Source organism: Kribbella pratensis, assembly GCF_004366075.1.
GTDB classification, from domain to species: Bacteria; Actinomycetota; Actinomycetes; order Propionibacteriales; family Kribbellaceae; genus Kribbella; species Kribbella pratensis.
This window is the reverse complement of the sequence record NZ_SODU01000002.1, coordinates 241,771-257,795: the sequence shown is the minus strand read 5'-3', so window position 1 is coordinate 257,795 and position 16,025 is coordinate 241,771. Positions and strand designations below refer to the sequence as shown.

The 16,025-nt window shown below is 68.4% G+C and carries 20 protein-coding genes; 9 read left to right on the top strand and 11 right to left on the bottom strand.

Annotated elements, in window-relative coordinates:
* Positions 1-57 precede the first annotated feature (57 nt).
* The 5 genes from EV137_RS16160 (at position 58) to EV137_RS16140 (ending at position 3,662) form a co-directional block, all read left to right on the top strand.
* Positions 58-1,167 carry an alpha/beta hydrolase gene (locus tag EV137_RS16160; RefSeq protein WP_134129848.1) on the top strand — a complete coding sequence of 370 codons (1,110 nt, stop codon included), beginning with the start codon at positions 58-60 and terminating at the stop codon, positions 1,165-1,167.
* Positions 1,164-1,535, top strand: coding sequence for a hypothetical protein (locus EV137_RS16155; protein ID WP_134129847.1), 372 nt, complete (start codon positions 1,164-1,166; stop codon positions 1,533-1,535). Before EV137_RS16160 ends, EV137_RS16155 begins: the two co-directional genes overlap by 4 nt.
* A 55-nt stretch (positions 1,536-1,590) precedes the next feature.
* The gene (locus EV137_RS16150; protein ID WP_238175359.1) at positions 1,591-1,977 is read left to right on the top strand and encodes a hypothetical protein; all 387 of its coding nucleotides are present in this window, start codon (positions 1,591-1,593) and stop codon (positions 1,975-1,977) included.
* Between the two features lie 66 nt (positions 1,978-2,043).
* Positions 2,044-3,285, top strand: a complete 1,242-nt coding sequence (locus tag EV137_RS16145; RefSeq protein ID WP_134129846.1) for an alpha/beta hydrolase — start codon at positions 2,044-2,046, stop codon at positions 3,283-3,285.
* A complete protein-coding gene (locus tag EV137_RS16140) occupies positions 3,282-3,662 on the top strand; it encodes a hypothetical protein (RefSeq protein ID WP_238175358.1) in 381 nt (126 codons plus the stop codon). Before EV137_RS16145 ends, EV137_RS16140 begins: the two co-directional genes overlap by 4 nt.
* A gap of 5 nt (positions 3,663-3,667) precedes the next feature.
* Here EV137_RS16140 and EV137_RS16135 read toward each other — a convergent pair whose 3' ends face one another.
* The 4 genes from EV137_RS16135 to EV137_RS16120 are packed head-to-tail and all read right to left on the bottom strand — an operon-like array spanning position 3,668 to position 6,257.
* Positions 3,668-4,045, bottom strand: a complete 378-nt coding sequence (locus EV137_RS16135) for a VOC family protein (protein WP_134011779.1) — start codon at positions 4,043-4,045, stop codon at positions 3,668-3,670.
* A gap of 9 nt (positions 4,046-4,054) precedes the next feature.
* Positions 4,055-4,660, bottom strand: a complete 606-nt coding sequence (locus EV137_RS16130) for a class I SAM-dependent methyltransferase (protein ID WP_166679903.1) — start codon at positions 4,658-4,660, stop codon at positions 4,055-4,057.
* A gap of 33 nt (positions 4,661-4,693) precedes the next feature.
* Positions 4,694-5,542: a fumarylacetoacetate hydrolase family protein gene (locus tag EV137_RS16125; protein WP_134129844.1), complete on the bottom strand. Its 849-nt coding sequence runs from the start codon at positions 5,540-5,542 to the stop codon at positions 4,694-4,696.
* A 10-nt stretch (positions 5,543-5,552) separates the two neighbouring features.
* Positions 5,553-6,257: a GntR family transcriptional regulator gene (locus EV137_RS16120; protein ID WP_134011785.1), complete on the bottom strand. Its 705-nt coding sequence runs from the start codon at positions 6,255-6,257 to the stop codon at positions 5,553-5,555.
* Positions 6,258-6,391: 134 nt separating this feature from the next.
* Here EV137_RS16120 and EV137_RS16115 point away from each other — a divergent pair, with 134 nt between their 5' ends.
* The 3 genes from EV137_RS16115 to EV137_RS16105 are packed head-to-tail and all read left to right on the top strand — an operon-like array spanning position 6,392 to position 9,351.
* Complete coding sequence (locus tag EV137_RS16115) at positions 6,392-7,483, top strand: mandelate racemase/muconate lactonizing enzyme family protein (protein WP_238175357.1); 1,092 nt, start codon at positions 6,392-6,394, stop codon at positions 7,481-7,483.
* Positions 7,484-7,502: 19 nt separating this feature from the next.
* On the top strand, positions 7,503-8,342 hold the full coding sequence (locus EV137_RS16110) for an amidohydrolase family protein (RefSeq protein ID WP_134129843.1): 840 nt from the start codon (positions 7,503-7,505) through the stop codon (positions 8,340-8,342).
* Between the two features lie 28 nt (positions 8,343-8,370).
* Entirely contained in the window at positions 8,371-9,351 is a 981-nt protein-coding gene (locus tag EV137_RS16105; RefSeq protein WP_134129842.1) for a phosphotransferase family protein, read from the top strand.
* A gap of 9 nt (positions 9,352-9,360) precedes the next feature.
* Here the strand turns inward: EV137_RS16105 and EV137_RS16100 are convergent, their stop codons facing one another.
* The 6 genes from EV137_RS16100 to EV137_RS16075 form a co-directional block, all read right to left on the bottom strand.
* Complete coding sequence (locus EV137_RS16100; RefSeq protein ID WP_202871014.1) at positions 9,361-10,566, bottom strand: Fic family protein; 1,206 nt, start codon at positions 10,564-10,566, stop codon at positions 9,361-9,363.
* 32 nt (positions 10,567-10,598) lie between these two features.
* Entirely contained in the window at positions 10,599-11,687 is a 1,089-nt protein-coding gene (locus EV137_RS16095) for a DNA polymerase IV (RefSeq protein ID WP_134129841.1), read from the bottom strand.
* Positions 11,688-11,705: 18 nt separating this feature from the next.
* Positions 11,706-12,527 carry an ABC transporter permease gene (locus tag EV137_RS16090; RefSeq protein WP_134129840.1) on the bottom strand — a complete coding sequence of 274 codons (822 nt, stop codon included), beginning with the start codon at positions 12,525-12,527 and terminating at the stop codon, positions 11,706-11,708.
* 115 nt (positions 12,528-12,642) lie between these two features.
* Positions 12,643-13,455 (bottom strand): ABC transporter permease, encoded by an 813-nt coding sequence (locus tag EV137_RS16085; protein WP_134011795.1) that lies wholly within the window; start codon positions 13,453-13,455, stop codon positions 12,643-12,645.
* The gene (locus EV137_RS16080) at positions 13,452-14,474 is read right to left on the bottom strand and encodes an ABC transporter ATP-binding protein (RefSeq protein WP_134129839.1); all 1,023 of its coding nucleotides are present in this window, start codon (positions 14,472-14,474) and stop codon (positions 13,452-13,454) included. Before EV137_RS16080 ends, EV137_RS16085 begins: the two co-directional genes overlap by 4 nt.
* Before the next feature lie 265 nt (positions 14,475-14,739).
* The gene (locus EV137_RS16075; protein ID WP_238175356.1) at positions 14,740-15,204 is read right to left on the bottom strand and encodes a GNAT family N-acetyltransferase; all 465 of its coding nucleotides are present in this window, start codon (positions 15,202-15,204) and stop codon (positions 14,740-14,742) included.
* Positions 15,205-15,266: 62 nt separating this feature from the next.
* On the opposite strand from EV137_RS16075, the gene EV137_RS16070 reads away from it, so the two are divergent.
* Positions 15,267-15,677 (top strand): PaaI family thioesterase, encoded by a 411-nt coding sequence (locus EV137_RS16070; RefSeq protein WP_134129838.1) that lies wholly within the window; start codon positions 15,267-15,269, stop codon positions 15,675-15,677.
* On the opposite strand, the gene EV137_RS16065 is transcribed toward EV137_RS16070, so the two are convergent.
* Positions 15,674-15,994 carry a TFIIB-type zinc ribbon-containing protein gene (locus tag EV137_RS16065; protein ID WP_134011803.1) on the bottom strand — a complete coding sequence of 107 codons (321 nt, stop codon included), beginning with the start codon at positions 15,992-15,994 and terminating at the stop codon, positions 15,674-15,676. The genes EV137_RS16070 and EV137_RS16065 overlap by 4 nt on opposite strands.
* Positions 15,995-16,025: the final 31 nt, after the last annotated feature.

The following is a 16,025-nucleotide window of genomic DNA, read 5'->3' as shown; positions in this document are numbered from 1 at the left end:
CAAACTGCGGTTGGCCCGGTTGCACGCCCAGGTGACCGGCTGTCACGGGGAGTCACGATGACTGAGTCCGACCAGCTTGCCGAACGGTTCCGTGCCAACCATGCCGTGCTCGTCGTGGCTCGGGACCGGCTGCAGGCCGCCGTCGACGACGGTACGGCGAGTGACGATCAGCGGAAGCGGCTGGACACCGTCAACGAGCTGCTCACCCCGGTCACCGTCACCGACGTGGACGCCGACGGCAACGTCGTCGAGGTCCAACGGCCGCGCCAGTTCCTCGAGGTCGATCCCGAGGGGCAGGGCCGTGCGGTCGAGGTCCTCGGTGATCTCCAGGCGGCGAAGAACATCGCGGTGCTCGTGCCTGGGATGGGGAACAGCCTGGACACGTTCCGCGGGCAGTCGGACCGCGGTGACCTGATCAAGCAGGAGGCCGGACCGGGTACGGCCGTTGTCGTGTGGCTCGACTACGACTCACCGCAGAGCCTGGTGCAGGCCGCGAGCAAGGACGCGGCGATCGAGGCCGGACCGCGGCTCGCGGAGTTCATGAACGAGGTCGACGAACTGAAGGCCGAGGATGCCGATGTCACGCTGGTCGCGCATTCGTACGGAACCGACGTGGCCGCGCAGGCGGTGATGGCGGGTGCCCGGCCGAAGCGGCTGGTGATGACGGGCTCGCCGGGAATCGCGAAGTACGTCGACGAGGCCGCCGACTTCGTCCAGCCGCCGACCAGGCTGTACACCGAGCGCGCGCCGGGAGACTACGTCTCGTACACCGAGTGGCACGGACCGGATCCGGCGAACTTCTCGGACGCGATCCGGATGGCGACCACCGATCCGCGGGCCGGCGACGACCCAGTGTCGGTGCACTGGCACAACGAGTACTACCGGCCGAACAGTGAGTCGCTGCGCAACATCGGGCGGGTGGTCCGGGGCGACCTGACGTCCATCACGACCACGAACACCAGCCGATCCGCCGAGACCAAGCTCTTCCTCGGTACGTCGTGGGGTGGCGCGCTGAACGCCGCCGCCGGGGCGGCGTCCAAGGTGTACGACGGTGTTGTGGCCCTCACCAAACCGTCGAAGGAGTCGGCCGGAGCCGCCGCCGGGCAGGCTGCGGCGGGGCGGACGACGAACGGTGCGGGACGGGGCTCGGAAGGGCGGCAGCGATGACGGGCGATCGGGAGTTCCTGCGGAGCGAGTTGCTGGCGGTGGCGGAAGCCGTCGTACCTGATCAGCGGCCGGTTGTGACGCACGACCCGGGGCCGGTGAATCCCGGCGTACTGTTCGACGGGCGCGGGACGGCCACCGTCTGCAGGGTGACCGTCGAGACCGGCGACCCGCGGTCCCCGGACCCGGCGGCTGCGGTCGACGCTGCGGCCGCGGCGTTGCGCGCCCGCGGCTGGACTGCTGACGTCGTACCTCCGGAGAGCGGTCATTATCGGGTCGCAGCGACCCGCGACGGGTTCGAGGTCGCCGTCCACGCGTGGTCGGCGGACTGGCGGATAACGTTCGCCGGGGAGACTCCCGTCGTTTCTTGACACCGAAACGCGGCGTGTCCTCGCGAGGCTTGGCTGCACGGTGTATCACGGAAGCGTGACCTTGACCGAAGCCCGCAACCACCTCCGCTCGGAACTCCTCGCGGTGGCGGCGACCGTCGTGCCCGACCAGACACCGACGGTGACCCAGGACGTCGGCCCTGTCGACCAGGGCGCCCTGTCCGACGAGAGCGGTCCGGAGTCGGTCTGCACGATCACCGTCGAGACCGGCGACCCCACCACGACGCCCGACCCCGAGGCCCAGATCGGCTTCGCCGCCGAGACCCTCGAGTCCCGCGGCTGGAAGGTCACCATCTCCGAGCCCAGCGAGGGCCGCCACGAACTGACCGCCCGCCGCCAGGGCTACGACCTCACCGTCACCGCCCGAACCACCGACTGGCGCCTGACCCTCACCGGCCAGACTCCGTACGTCGACGATCTCTAGGAGGACCTTCACCGTCGCCTACGATGCACCGGCAAGCGTTTGTCCCAGTGTCTCGTGAGGTGAGGGATGTCCGAGGACCTCGATGCGCTGATCCTGCGGGTGCGGGACCTGCCGCACGACCGGGCGGTCGCGGAGGTGGACGCGTTCTTCGGTTCGCTGCCCGCCGAGGCCGCGAGGGCGCTTGCGGAGAGTCGGCCTGAGCAGGTCGGACCGCTGGAAGGTGCGCCGCCCGAGCTCCGGTACCGCTCGAACCACCTGATCCTGGGGGCCGCGCACCAGCGACTGCACGCGCTGGTCGAGAGCCGGGACGCGACGCTTGCGCAGCGCCGGCGGCTGGCGACGCTCACCGCGATGCTGCAGCCGGCCGGCAAACGCCTCGAGGTCGACGCGGACGGGAACCGTGTCGCGGTCGACGTACCCCGGCAGTTCCTGCTCGTCGACCCGGAGGGGCAGGGGCGGATGATCGAGGTCCAGGGCGATCTCAGGACGGCCCGCAACATCGCCGTACTGGTGCCGGGGATGAACAACGACCTGGAACGCGTGCGTTCTCAGTCGGTGCGGGCGAAGGAGATCGGTGAGGAAGCTGGTCCGGGTACGGCGATGGTGGTGTGGCTCGGGTATCACGCGCCTCTCGGGTTGACCGAGGGAAGGTCCACCGAGAGTTCCCGTGCGGCTGCGCCGTTGCTGTGCCGGTTCCAGGAAGGGCTCGCGGTGGTCAGAGCGCCGGACGCCAAGGTCACGCTGATCGGGAACAGCTACGGTGCCCAGGTCGTCGCGCGGGCGATGCTCGAGGGGGCTCGCGCTCACCGGTACCTGTTGACCGGCAGTCCCGGTGTCGACCCGAGCATCACCTCTGCGGCGCAGATGACACCGCCCGGCACCGAGCTCTTCGCGGTGGCGCGGTCGCGCGGGGACTACGTGTCGTACGCCGAACAGCACGGGCCGGATCCCGCCTCGTTTCCCGACGTCGTACGGATCGAGACCGACAACGCGCAGGTCCAGATCACCGGGCACGTGAGCTACTTCGACAAGAACAGTGAGTCGATGATCAACGTCGGCCGGATCGTCCGTGGTGGTCTGGACGCGGTGACGCTGGCCGCCCGGACCACACCCGAGGAGGAGACCCGCCTGCTCGGCACGTCCTGGGCCGGGCCGTTGCGTACGCTCGGCCAGTCGAAGGCGGCGGTACCGATCTCCAAGGCGTACGACGGACTCGCGGCGCTGCGTACGGTCGCCTCGACGCCGTCGAGGAAGACCGTCCTCGACGGCGCCCGGCGCGCACGCACACAGGAAGGACCCGAACGATGACGTTGACCGAGGCCCGCGACCTCCTCCGCGCGGAGCTGCTCGCGGTCGCGGCAGCCGCCGTACCCGGCTACGAAGGCGTGGTCACCCACGACGTGGGCCCGGTGAACCCCGCCGTACTGTCCGACGGCAGCGGTCCGGACACGATCTGCTCGATCACCGTCGAGAACGGCGACCCGTCCGTCACCGACCCGGCCGGCGAACTCGCCGCCGCCGTCGCGGCCCTGACCAGCCGCGGCTGGCGAACCACCGTCGCGCCCGTCGAGAACGGCCACCACCGGGCCGCCGCCGAACGCGACGGCTTCCAGGTCACAGTCCACGCCTGGGACAACGAATGGCGCCTCACCCTCTCCGGCGAAACCCCCGCGATCCCGGAGTAGCCCGGTCAGCTGGTCGCGGCTCGTTCGGATGCGCTGCGGAGGACACAGAATTCGTTGCCTTCGGGGTCCTGCATCGTGACCCAGCCGGTGCCGTCCGGGTTGCGGTGGTCGTGGGCGATGGTCGCGCCGAGGGTGAGGAGCCAGGCGACTTCCTCGTCGCGGGGGCCGTCGGGTTCGAGGTCCAGGTGGCCGCGGTTCTTCACGACCTTCTCGTCGTTGTTCTGTTCGAAGAGCACGGTGAGGCCGTCGGCAGGGACCGAGGCGTACGGGTCGCCGGGGTGGTCGTCGTCGGGACGCTCGGCCTTCAGGACCTGCAGCCAGAAGCCGGCGATCTCGTAGGGGTCGTGGGCATCGAACGTCACCGTACGCACGCGAGAAGTCATGGGCAGAGGCTACTTCCGGAAGAACAGCCGGTCCTCGGGAATTTCCGGGCGGTCCAGGTACGGCGTGAAGCCTGCGGCGACTGCGATCTCGGTGAGGGCGGACGCGGTCCAGCGGTGGACGTAGATGTTCATCGGATGGCCGCCGTACCCGGATGTCTTGTGGGTCGATTCCTCGCCGACGTGGAAGCCCATCAGCAGGACGCCACCTGGCGTGAGGACGCGGTGGAACTCGGCGAACGCCTGCGGAACGACGTCGCGGGGAAGGTGGATGATCGACCACCACGACACGACGCCGGCGACCGAGTCGTCCGGTAGGTCGAGCGCCGTCATCGAGCCGACGCGGAAGTCGAGCTCCGGGTGGTCGCGACGGGCCACCTCGATCATCCCGGGCGACAGGTCGATCCCGACGACCTGCAGCTCGCGCGCCGCCAGCAGACCGGTGGTCCGCCCCGGCCCGCATCCGACATCCAGCACGGCCCTGGAGTCGCCGGGCAGGAGCTCGGTGAGCAGGTCGAAGGCGTTGTCTTCCCAGTCGGCGCCGGTCACGACGAGTTCGGCGTACGACGGCGCGACGGTGTCGTACGAGGTGCTGATGTCGGCGAGATAGTCGGTCACCCGGCCGACCCTAGAGTCGGCCGGGGACAGTTTTCAGGCCTTGCCGAGGGACTGCTTCTGGCGGCCGAGGCCCTCGATCTCCATCTCCATCGTGTCGCCGGGCGACAGGTACGGGAACCGGCCGGACAGCGCGACGCCCTCCGGCGTGCCGGTGTTCACGATGTCGCCGGGGCTCAGCACCATGTACTGCGAGAGGTCGCGGATCAGCGCCGCCACCGAGAAGATCATGTCCTGCGTGTTCGAGTCCTGCCGCGGCTCGCCGTTCACCCACGAGCGCAGGTTCAGGTTCGTCGGGTCGACCTCGTCCGCCGGAACCAGCGAAGGCCCGAGCGGGTTGAACGTCTCGCAGCACTTCCCTTTCGACCACTGGCCGCCGGAGACCTCGATCTGGAACGCGCGCTCCGACACGTCGTTCGAGACGGCGTACCCGGCGATGCAGGCGAGCGCGTCCTCGTCGGTCTCGACGTACCGTGCCTGCTTGCCGATGACGACCGCGAGCTCGACCTCCCAGTCGGTCTTCGCGGAGCCGCGCGGCACCAGTACCTCGTCGTACGCGCCGACGACGGTGTTCGGGTGCTTGAAGAAGACGATCGGCTGCTTCGGCGGCTCGGCGCCCGACTCGGCGGCATGCGCCGCATAGTTCTGGCCGATGCAGACCACGGCGCCCGGCCGGGCGATCGGCGCGCCGACCCGCAGGCCCTCGGTGTCGGCGACCGGCAGCTCGCCGGCCTCGAGCGCCGCGCGGATCCGGGCGATGCCGTCGGCGGCGAGGAACGCCCCGTCGATGTCTGCAGTGAGCGGGCTCAGGTCGTGAACGGTGCCGTCGGCCGCGCGCACGTACGGGCGCTCCTCGCCGACCGCGCCGAGGCGCAGCAGTTCCACAAATGTCTCCCTAGGACGGATCAGTCTTGTCGAACATGGGCCGCAGCCGGGCGCGGGAGGCCTCGATGTGCGACCGCATCGCCGCGGCCGCCTCCTCCGGATTGCCCTTCCGGACGGCGGTCACCACTGCCTTGTGCTCTCGCAACGCCTTCGTCGCGATGCCGCCACCGTAGTACAGCCGGAACAGGTGCAGGTGGCAGTGTGTCCGCTGGAAGGACAGCCGCGCGGTCTCGTTGCCGGCCAGCTCCAGCACCAGGTCGTGGAACCGCTGGTCGTGCGCGGCCATCGCCCGATAGCTCTCGTACGACGGACGATCCGGTACGTCGGTGTAGCTGAGCATCTCCGCCTTGAGCCGGGCCAGGTCGTCGGCGCCCGCCCGCTCGGCAGCGCGCCCGGCCGCCCACGGCTCGATGTGCAGGCGGTACTCGAAGAGGTCGTCGAACTCCTCACGGGTCAGCCGGGACGACACGCGGTACCCGCGCAACGGCTCCTTGATCACCAGGCCGTCGGACTCCAGCCGGGCCAGCGACTCCCGGATCGGAGTCTGCGAAATGCCCAGCTCACGGGTCAGCGCGTCGATGTTCAACCGGGTGCCCGGCTCCACCACGCTGTCCATGATCAGGCCCTTGACCGTCTCGTAGACGTCGTCACTCAGCACCTGTCGCTGCGGCAGGCGGGCGAGTTGCCCCGCCAGGCCTACGTGCGCATCCGTCACTGTCGCCCGCTCCTCCCGCACTGTGCTCCGCCCGAAGAGGCTCATTCTGCCCGACTCGCAGTCCGTCTTGACGGGTCCAGTGTGAAGCGGGAGCATCAGGTACGCAATATCCTATAGGATCTTGGAGGAAATCGGTGAGCTCTGCGATCGTCCGGGCCGAGGCGTACCTGGTCGACCTGGAGGTCGAGACGGTCCGCACCGACGCCGTCCAGGCCTTCCTGAAGCAGGAGACGATCTTCGTCTCCTTGTCGACATCCGACGGGCTGACCGGGCTCGGGTACTCGTACACGATCGGCACCGGTGGCACAGCCGTGCTCGCATTGCTGCGGGACCACCTGCTGCCGCGACTCGTCGGTGCGGACGCCCGCAACGTGGAGGCGATCTGGTCCGACCTGTTCTGGTCCACGCATGCCACGACTGTCGGTGCGATCACTTCCCTCGCTCTGGCTGCGGTAGACACCGCGCTGTGGGACCTGCGGTGTCTGCGTGCCGGGGAGCCGCTGTGGCGACTGGCCGGTGGCTACCGGCAACAGGTGCCGTTGTACGACACCGAGGGCGGCTGGTTGCACCTGTCAACGGACGAGCTGGTCGCCGGTGCGCTGGCGTCACAGAAGGCCGGCTGGCCCGGTGTGAAGCTCAAGGTCGGGAAGCCGCGGGTGCACGAGGACCTGGAGCGACTGCGGGCGGTTCGAGACGCGGTCGGGCCCGGGCTGGACATCATGGTCGACGCCAACCAGTCGATGACGTACCCCGAGGCTCGCCGGCGTGCAGCCGCGTTCGAGGCGGTGGATCTGTCCTGGTTCGAGGAGCCGTTGCCGGCCGACGATCTGACGGGGCACGTGCACCTGGCGGCGTCGACGTCGATCCCGATCGCCGTGGGGGAGTCGCTGTACTCCGTCTCGCAGTTCCGGGAGTACGTCGCCGCAGGCGGGGCCGGGATCGTCCAGGTGGACGTGGCGCGGGTCGGCGGGATCACGCCGTGGCTGAAGGTGGCGCATCTGGCCGAGACGTTCAACCTCGAGGTGTGCCCGCATTTCCTGATGGAACTGCATGTCAGCCTCACGGCCGCCGTACCCAATGGGCGGTACGTCGAGCACATCCCACAGTTGCGGGCCATCACCAGGTCCGAGATGCCCGTCGTCGACGGGCACGCGGTCGCGCCCGACGTACCCGGTCTGGGGATCGACTGGAATGCTGATGCCATCGACGACCGGCGCGTTGCCTGAGTGAAGGGACCACACCAGCATGAGCAGAGTCGACGCCCATCACCACATCTGGGATCTGAGCGTCCGGGAGCAGTCCTGGATGGTCGGCCCGGAACTGGACCCGATCCGGCGCACCTTCTCGATCGACGACCTCGCGCCGTTGGCCGCGGCCGCCGACGTCACCTCCACGGTCCTGGTGCAGACCGTTGGCGTCGTCGACGAGACCGTCGAGTTCCTGGAGGTTGCTGCTGGCAACGACTTGGTCGCGGGCGTGGTCGGGTGGGTCGACCTCACGGCCGATGACGTCGCGACCGCCCTGGACGGGTTGATCGCGCGCCCGGACGGCTCGTATTTGAAGGGCATCCGGCACCAGGTACACGACGAGCCCGACGTCGACTGGCTCCTGCGCCCCGACGTTCAGCGCGGGCTGTCCGCCGTCGCCGACGCCGGTCTGGTGTACGACCTGCTCACCAAGACACCGCATCTCCCGGCCGCGATCCAGACCGCCCGCAACCTCCCGCAGCTCACCTTCGTCGTCGACCACATCTCGAAGCCGGCCGTCGGCGAGCCTCTCGAGCCGTGGGCGACCCAACTCCGCGAGCTTGCCGCCCTCCCCAACGTCACCTGCAAACTCTCCGGCATGGTCACCGAAGCCCCCTGGACCACCTGGAAACCCACCGACCTCCAGCCGTACGCCGACGTCGTCCTGAACGCCTTCGGCCCGGAGCGAGTCATGTTCGGCTCCGACTGGCCCGTCTGCCTCCTCGCCGCGTCGTACGCCGAAGTAGTAGAAACCGCCGAAACCCTCACCACCAACCTGTCACCCACCGAACACGAGGCAATCTTCACCACCACCGCCACCCGCACGTACAACCTGTAGCTCCCGCTCACTACTCGGAAGGCGGGAGATGGAGCTCCAAGGCGTTGCGCGGGAAGCGGGGGCGTTTCAGCGTGGGCTGACGGCGGGGGAGATCGAGGCGATCTGCCTGCGGGCGTTCGGTTCTCGCGCGGTGAGGGCTGTTGAGCTGGGGTACGGCGGCTACAACAGCGTCTACCGGGTGGACGTGGCCGGGAGGAACGACCCGGTGATCCTACGGGCGGCACCGCAAGAGGCAGTGCAGTTCGGGTCCGAGCTGCACCTGATGCGCAACGAATACGCGACCGTTCCTTGGCTCGCGGCGATTGCGCCTTTGATGCCACAGGTCCTGGCGGTCGACTGGTCTCACGACATCGTGGACCGGGACTGGATGATCCAGACCTGCCTGGCAGGCATTCCAGCACCGGAGCAACTCGGCCGCTATCCACGATCCGGCCGTACGACGTTCTTCCGCCAACTCGGCGCGATCGCCCGAACCGTGCACGACGTACGCGGACCGCACTTCGGCCGCGTGGCCGGCCCGTCGTACGCGTCCTGGAGTGAGGCAGTGACCGCATCCTTCACGCAGATCGCCGACGACCTGGAGCAAGCGGGTCTCGACGGCACCGACGTACGAAAGGCTGCCGAGCTGGCTGCACAGGAGCGCGCGACGCTGGACGAAGTACGCGAGCCGCGGCTGCTGACGGGCGACCTGTGGACGGTGAACTGCCTCCTCGACGCGACCGCATCCGAACCGCTGATCTCCGGCGTACTCGACTTCGACCGAACCGAGTTCGGCGACCCCGCCGCGGACTGGACCATCCGCATGGCCCAGGCGAAGCACGACGAACGGGAATCCTTCTGGGACTCGTACGGCGCCTTGAACCGAACCCCGGCCGCCCTCTGGCGAGCAAGCCTCTACGAGGCCCGCCACCTAGCCGCACTCCGCCTCGAACGCCACCGCCTCAACAACCCCAAAGCCGTCCGCGAAAGCTACGCGACGATGGCCGAGATCCTCACCCAACTCAGCTGAGCGGCGAGATCAGCCGCGGCGCCCGGAGCGCGCTGCGAAGTCGTCCAGCACGGTGATCACCTCGCGTGCGATCCATGCCCGGTCGCGCTTCCCCGTCGAGATCTGCTTCAGAATCTCTGCTTCCACAAGCTGATCGACGGCGCGCTGCGCGGCCGGCTGTGACACGTCCAGATGCTGCTGGACGTGCGCGATTGTGACGGCCGGTTGGCTGAGGAGGTGCGGCAGGAGGCGACGGGCAGCCGAGCCCTTCCGTGACGGGAGGACTTGCTGCCAGTCGGCGTAGATTTCGGTGAGGTCGCTGACCAGCCGGCGGCCGTTGCCGACGGCAGCGAACGACGCTCGGCCGAACTGCGTGATGATCGGGACGGGGTCGCCGTCTCGGTACGAGCCGAGCGCCGCGAAGTACGCATCGGTGTCGGTGAGCAGGCCGGCTGAGACTGGGACGGTCAGCCGCCTGGTCACGCCGGACCGGCGCAGCATCGCGTGGACGAGAGTCCGGCCGGTGCGGCCGTTCCCGTCGTTGAACGGATGGATCGTCTCGAACTGGGCATGTGCGATCGAGACCTGGGTGAGGACCGGGAGGTCGGTCCGCCGGCAGAACGCGACCAGGTCGTCCATCAACGCCGGCACCCGCTCGTGCCGGGGCGGGACGAACGTCGCAGTGTGTGGGGTCGGCCCGCCCCCGATCCAGACCTGACCGTCTCGGAGCCGCCCGGGATGGGCATAGGCCTGGTCGTGCATCAGTACCCGGTGAGCGGCGAGGATCGAGTCGGTGCTGAGGTCATCGGCCAGATCGATCGCCTTCTGCATGGCCTCGACGTTGGCAGCGACCATCCGGGCGTTCTGACCCGAGGACTCGTTCAGGGTGGCGATGGCCAGCGCTTTCGCTCCCGCGGTGACACCTTCGATCTGCGAGGAGGACGCCGACTCGGTGCGCAGCAGGACGACGGCGAGCGGCGCGAGCTCGCCATCGGCTCGCGGGAGCGACGCGGCGAGCTCGGCGTCGAAGCGGGAGATCTCTACCAGCGCGTCCTCCGCTCCGGCGGCAACCTCCGAAGGGATGTCGAAATCCAGGTCCGAGATCCCAGGCGGGACGGACGCCAGATAGGACCCCGTCGACTCCGCCCGCTCACGACGAGACATCGGGATGTCGCCCGCGTCCCATTCGGACGGCTCCCACCCGACCGCAAGCTGAAGATCTCCGGGTTGGTTCACACCGGCCACTATATAACTTTACTAGAATAAAGTTATATAGCGGCTCGGGGCGTCGGCGGGACGAACTCGACGCGGACGCCGAGGAGGCGGATGGGGCGGTTGAGGGTGAACTTTTCGAGGATGGCGAGGGCTGTGGTGGCTATGACCTCGGGGTCTTGGGTGGGGGTCTTGAGTTTGCGGCTCTTGATGGGGGTGTAGAAGTTGATGAAGCGGACCTTGACCGAGACGCGTTGGATGGTGCGGCCTTCGGCTACGACCTCGCGGGTGACCTCGAGGGCGATGCGGCGGAGTTCGCGTTCCACGGCCGGGCGGTCGGCGAGGTCTTCGGGGAAGGTTTCCTCGTGGCTGCGGGAGACCGGTTCGCGGGGTACGTCGGTGACCTCGGTGTCGCCGAGGCCGCGGCCCAGAGCGGCGTACCAGGTGCCCATCTTGGGGCCGAAGCGTTTCTTCAGGACGTCCAGGTCGGCCGCGGCGAGCTCGGCGACCGTCTGCACCCCCAGCTCGCTGAGGTTGCGTTCCATCCGGGGGCCGATGCCCCAGAGGTCGCGGACGGGGCGGTGGTCCATCACCTCGCGCCAGTTGGCCGCGGTGAGGCGGTAGATCCCGGTGGCCGGGCCGGCGCCCTCGAAGGGTTCGGCGTGCGAGCGCGTCTCCTTGGCGAATCCGGTCGCGAGTTTGGCGCGGGTCTTGTTGTCGCCGATGCCGACCGCGCAGGTCAGCCCGGTCCGATCGACAACCGCGGTCCGCAGCTCAAGAGCCAGCGCTTCCGGGTCGTCGGTCTCCGCGCCGACGAAGCACTCGTCCCAGCCCCAGACCTCGACGACGACCGGGAAGGACCGCAGCGTGTCCATCACCTCGGCTGACGCCGCGTCGTACGCCGCCGGGTCCGACGGAAGGAAAACGGCGTCCGGGCATTTCTTGTACGCCGCCCGCACCGGCATCCCGGAATGCACGCCGTACTCCCGTGCCTCGTACGACGCGGTGGCGACCACCTGCCGTGGTTGGGTCGGGTCGCCGGACCCGCCCACCACGACAGGCAGCCCACGGAGCTCAGGCCGCCGCCGGATCTCGACGGCCGCGATGAACTGATCCATGTCCACGTGCAGGAGCCACCAGCTCATAGCTGACAGGTAACCACATCAGCTGGACGCGCTGGAGTACGTCAGCAGCCCGCGCCGCCACAGCAACCGCACCAGCAGCATTGCCACCACCGCGAACCCGACGCCGACTGCCACCGTTTCCCAGCCGAGATCGCCCGCCAGCGCGCGCACCGGGAACGTCGTCGCGAACGCGACCGGGAACGCGAACGTCAGGAACGTCCGCACCGCGACCGGGAAGAACACCAGCGGGTACCGCCCGGCCTCCATCAGGCTCAGGAACACGAACCCGATCGGGTTCACCGACTGCAGCCAGAACGCCAGGAACGACATCGCCGACCACACCGCGGTGAGCAGCACCAACCCGGAGCTGACGAGTACGACGGCCTGCACGATCTGACCCACTCCAGGGGCGAGGTCGGCCTGCACCAGCCCGATCACCAGGACGGCGATGCCGCTGGCGACGTTCGTCAGCTCCGCGACGTTGATCCACCGCAATGTCAGGTAGAACTGGCTCGACACCGGCCGCAGCAGGACGCCGTCCAGCTCACCCTCGGTCAGGTACGTCGTCATCCGGTTCAGGTTCGGCGCCACGAACGTCGCCATCAGCCCGGTGACGATCTGGAACACACCGACCAGCGCGATCACCTCCGCCCGCGACCACCCGCCCACCTCGGACGTGAACCCGAACAGCAGCAACGTCGGCACGATCCCCAGCCCGAGCTGCACGAGCCCGACGAGCAGCGTGGTCAGGAAATGCGCACGGAAATGAGTTTCCCGAACCACTGCCTGCGCGAAGAACCGCCGCCACAACCGCAGATGCCGCCACTGCTTGTGCCACCAGGTCCGATCCAGCGGGCTCATGGGGCCTCCCGGTCTGGACTGAGGAGCGGCGGGAGCGAAGCGACCATAGCGACGAGGGAAGACCGGGAGTCACAGCCCCATGACCCGCGCGCCGGAGGCGCGCATTCAATACAGCTCATGCGCCCACCGCCGAGTACGCACGGATCCCCGCGGACCACACGAGTCGGGCGATCGCCGCGAACACCACGACGTACCCGAGCTGGAATCCCAGCCCTGCAAGGAGTTCGCGGCCGGTCAGCTCACCCGCGACGATCTCGACCGGGAACGACACCGTGTAGCGGAACGGCTGGTGGTCGACGAACCCCCGCGACCACTCCGGCATCAGCGCCAGCGGTACGACGGCACCGGACAGCACGCTCGCGATGATCACGCGGGCCTGGACGAGTGCGCTCACGTCGTCCATCCAGAACGCGAGCGACGCGATCAGGATGTCGATGATGAACACCAGCATCGCCCCGAGCAGGATGCTGATCGCGAACAGCGCCCAGCGGCCCGGGCCGGCCGGGATGTTCATCGAGTCGCGGAAGATCCACCACACGATGCCGATCATCGGCACCAGCGCGAACAGCTTCAGGAACTTCTCCGACAGGTTGTTCGCGACGAACCCGGTCAGCAACGACGCCGGCCGGATCATCCAGCTGGACAGCTTTCCCATCCGGATGTCCTGGGCGAGGAACCCGGCCATCCAGGACGACGTCGCCATCGTGACGACTCCGAGCAGCACGAAGTACGTCGTGATGTACCGCTCGTCGACCGGCAACTGGGCCCCGCTCGCGAGCGCCGTCCGCCAGATCAGCAACGAGATGATCGGCATGCAGATGTTCGCCAGCATGAAGATGATCCACGCGCCGCGGTACACCGACTGCTGCGCGATATCGGCCGCCGTCATCCGCCGTACGACGCGGAGGTTGCGGACGAGTGTGTTCACGACCCCTCCCCGAGTGTGCTGCGGCGCAGGAACAGGTCGCGCATGATGTCCTCGATATCGGCGTCCGCCACGTCGAGGTCGACCAGCGGACCCAGCCGCGTCAGCTGCTCCATCACGGATCCGGCGCGCTCCCGATCCGCCTCGAGCTTCACCGTCGGCCCGGACACCTCGACCGCGCTCACGCCCTTCAGCCCGGTCAGCCGGTCGGTCTCGACCGGACTCGCGTACGTCGCGCGCACGAGCTTGCGTGGTTGCGCCGTACGGACGAGGTCGTCCAGACCGCCGTCGAACTGCAGCCTGCCGTGGTCGATGATCATCACCCGCGAGCAGAGCGCCTCGATGTCGTCCATGTCGTGGCTGGTGATCAGGATCGTCGTACCGCGGAGCTGGTTGACGTCGGCGAGGAACGACCGGACCCGGGCCTTCGCGACGACGTCGAGACCGATCGTCGGCTCGTCCAGGAACAGGATCTCCGGGCCGTGGACGAGGGCCGCCATCAGTTCGAGCTTCATGCGTTCCCCGAGCGAGGTCTTGCGGACCTGCACGTTCAGCAGGTGGTCGACCTCGAGCAGCTCGGCGAGTTCGGCGACGTTCCGATCGAACTCCGCGGTGGACAGGCCGTACATGTCCTTGTGCAGCAGGAGACTCTCCATCGCCGGAACGTCCCACCACAGCATGGTTTTCTGGCCCATGACGAGTGCGATCCGGCGCAGGTAGTCGTGCTTGCGGTCCGACGGCGTGTGGCCGAGCACCTGCAGGTCGCCGGACGTGGTGTAGAGCAGGCCGGACAGCATCTTCAGCGTGGTCGTCTTGCCGGCGCCGTTCGGGCCGAGCAGTCCGACGACCTCGCCACGGCCGATGGAGAAGGTGACCCGATCGACGGCGAGCCGGGTCTCGTACTTGCGTTTCACCAGGCTCTTCAGTGCGCCGCCGAGTCCGGCGCGCTGCTGGTGGAAGGTGTAGGTCTTGGTCAGGTCTTGTGCCGCGATGACCGGCGGCAGGTCGTGAACAGGCGTCACGTGAAAGCACCGCTTTCGAGAGAGTGTCAGGACCGGGCAGCGTCCACGCGCAAACGCGCAGAGCGCAGGCCGCTCACGCCAAGTGAGATCGGCCAGGCGGACCCTGTGGTCCGTCCCGGCTACGCGGTCCGGTCCGACCGCGGGGGTTGAACGGATATCAACCCTTATCTCGACGGCGTGTCGACATCGCTCCCTGTGGGTCCTTCCGACGTGCGGCTGCCACCGACCACGGTATGACGCGACGGAAAGCGCCGTCCACCCTGTTTCAGAGGTCCTTGCGCATCTGCTGCGAGATGACGGTGTAGCCGAGCGAGTCGTACAGGGCGATCGCGGTGGTGTTGTCGCCGAAGACGTTCAGGTCCAGCTGGGTGTGGCCGAGCCGTCGGCACTCCTCCTCGCCGGCCAGCATGATCGCCCGGCCGTAGCCTTTGCCGCGGTGCGCGTGGTCCACCTCGATGCCGTAGATGAACGGCACCTTCGACTTGGTGCTGATCCAGAGGCTGCCGACCGGCTCGTCGTCCACGACCGCGATCCAGATCAGTTGCCGGTCGGTGGCCGGTCCCTCCGGCAGCAGCTGCTCGGTCTGCTCGTAGGCGAGCGCGAGCGCTTCGTCCGGCGTCAGCCCGCGGGCAGGCCCGACTCCGGCCGCGAACGAGGCGGCGGCGCGCTCCATCCAGCTCGGGTACTCGCTGTCGGTTATCGGGCGGAGGATCACCGGTGGCGTCGTCACGACCACGACCATAAACCCGCCCGCACCCGGTGTCCGGCATCAACTGGCATATCGTGCGGCGGGTGGTGGACTTGACGTTAGAGGTGGCTCAGAAGTTGTTGGCGGCGCAGCCGTTCAGCGTGCTGGTCGGGGCCCGGGTGACCGCGTTCGGGGACGGTGGCGCGACGCTCGAGCTCGACATCCGGCCGGATCTCCTGCAGCAGAACGGTTTCCTGCACGGCGGCGTACTCAGCTACGCGGCCGACAACGCCCTCACGTTCGCCGGCGGTACAGCGCTCGGCCCCGAGGTGCTGACCGGTGGCTTCACGATCAGCTACCTCCGCCCGGCCCGGGGCGTGCTGCTCCGGGCCGTGGCGGAGGTCGCGTATTCGAGCAGGCGGCAGGCGACGTGCACCTGCGAGCTCACCACGCTCGACGACGCCGGTACGTCGGCCCTGTGCGCGATCGCCCAGGGCACGATCGTCGCCCGCTAGTCGAAGAGCTCTTCCAGGAAGGACTTCTTTTTCTTCTTGTGCGGGTACTGGTTCCCGTACCGCGGGTCGTACCGCCGGTCGTTGTCGCGCCGGTCGTTGTCGTAGCGCCGGTCGTCGTCGTACCGCTTCTTCTCCTCGTACCGAGGCTGCTGCGACTGCTGCGGTGTGTTGAACCGCGCCTCGGCGTCGACGAGCCGCTCCAGCTCACCCCGGTCGAGGAAGATCCCGCGGCAGTCACCGCACTGGTCGACGGTGATCCCGCTGCGCTCGTACGTCCGCATCGCGCCGCGGCACTTAGGGCAAACCAAGCTCTCCATCCGGCAACCCTAAGTGACGATTTTCCCGTGA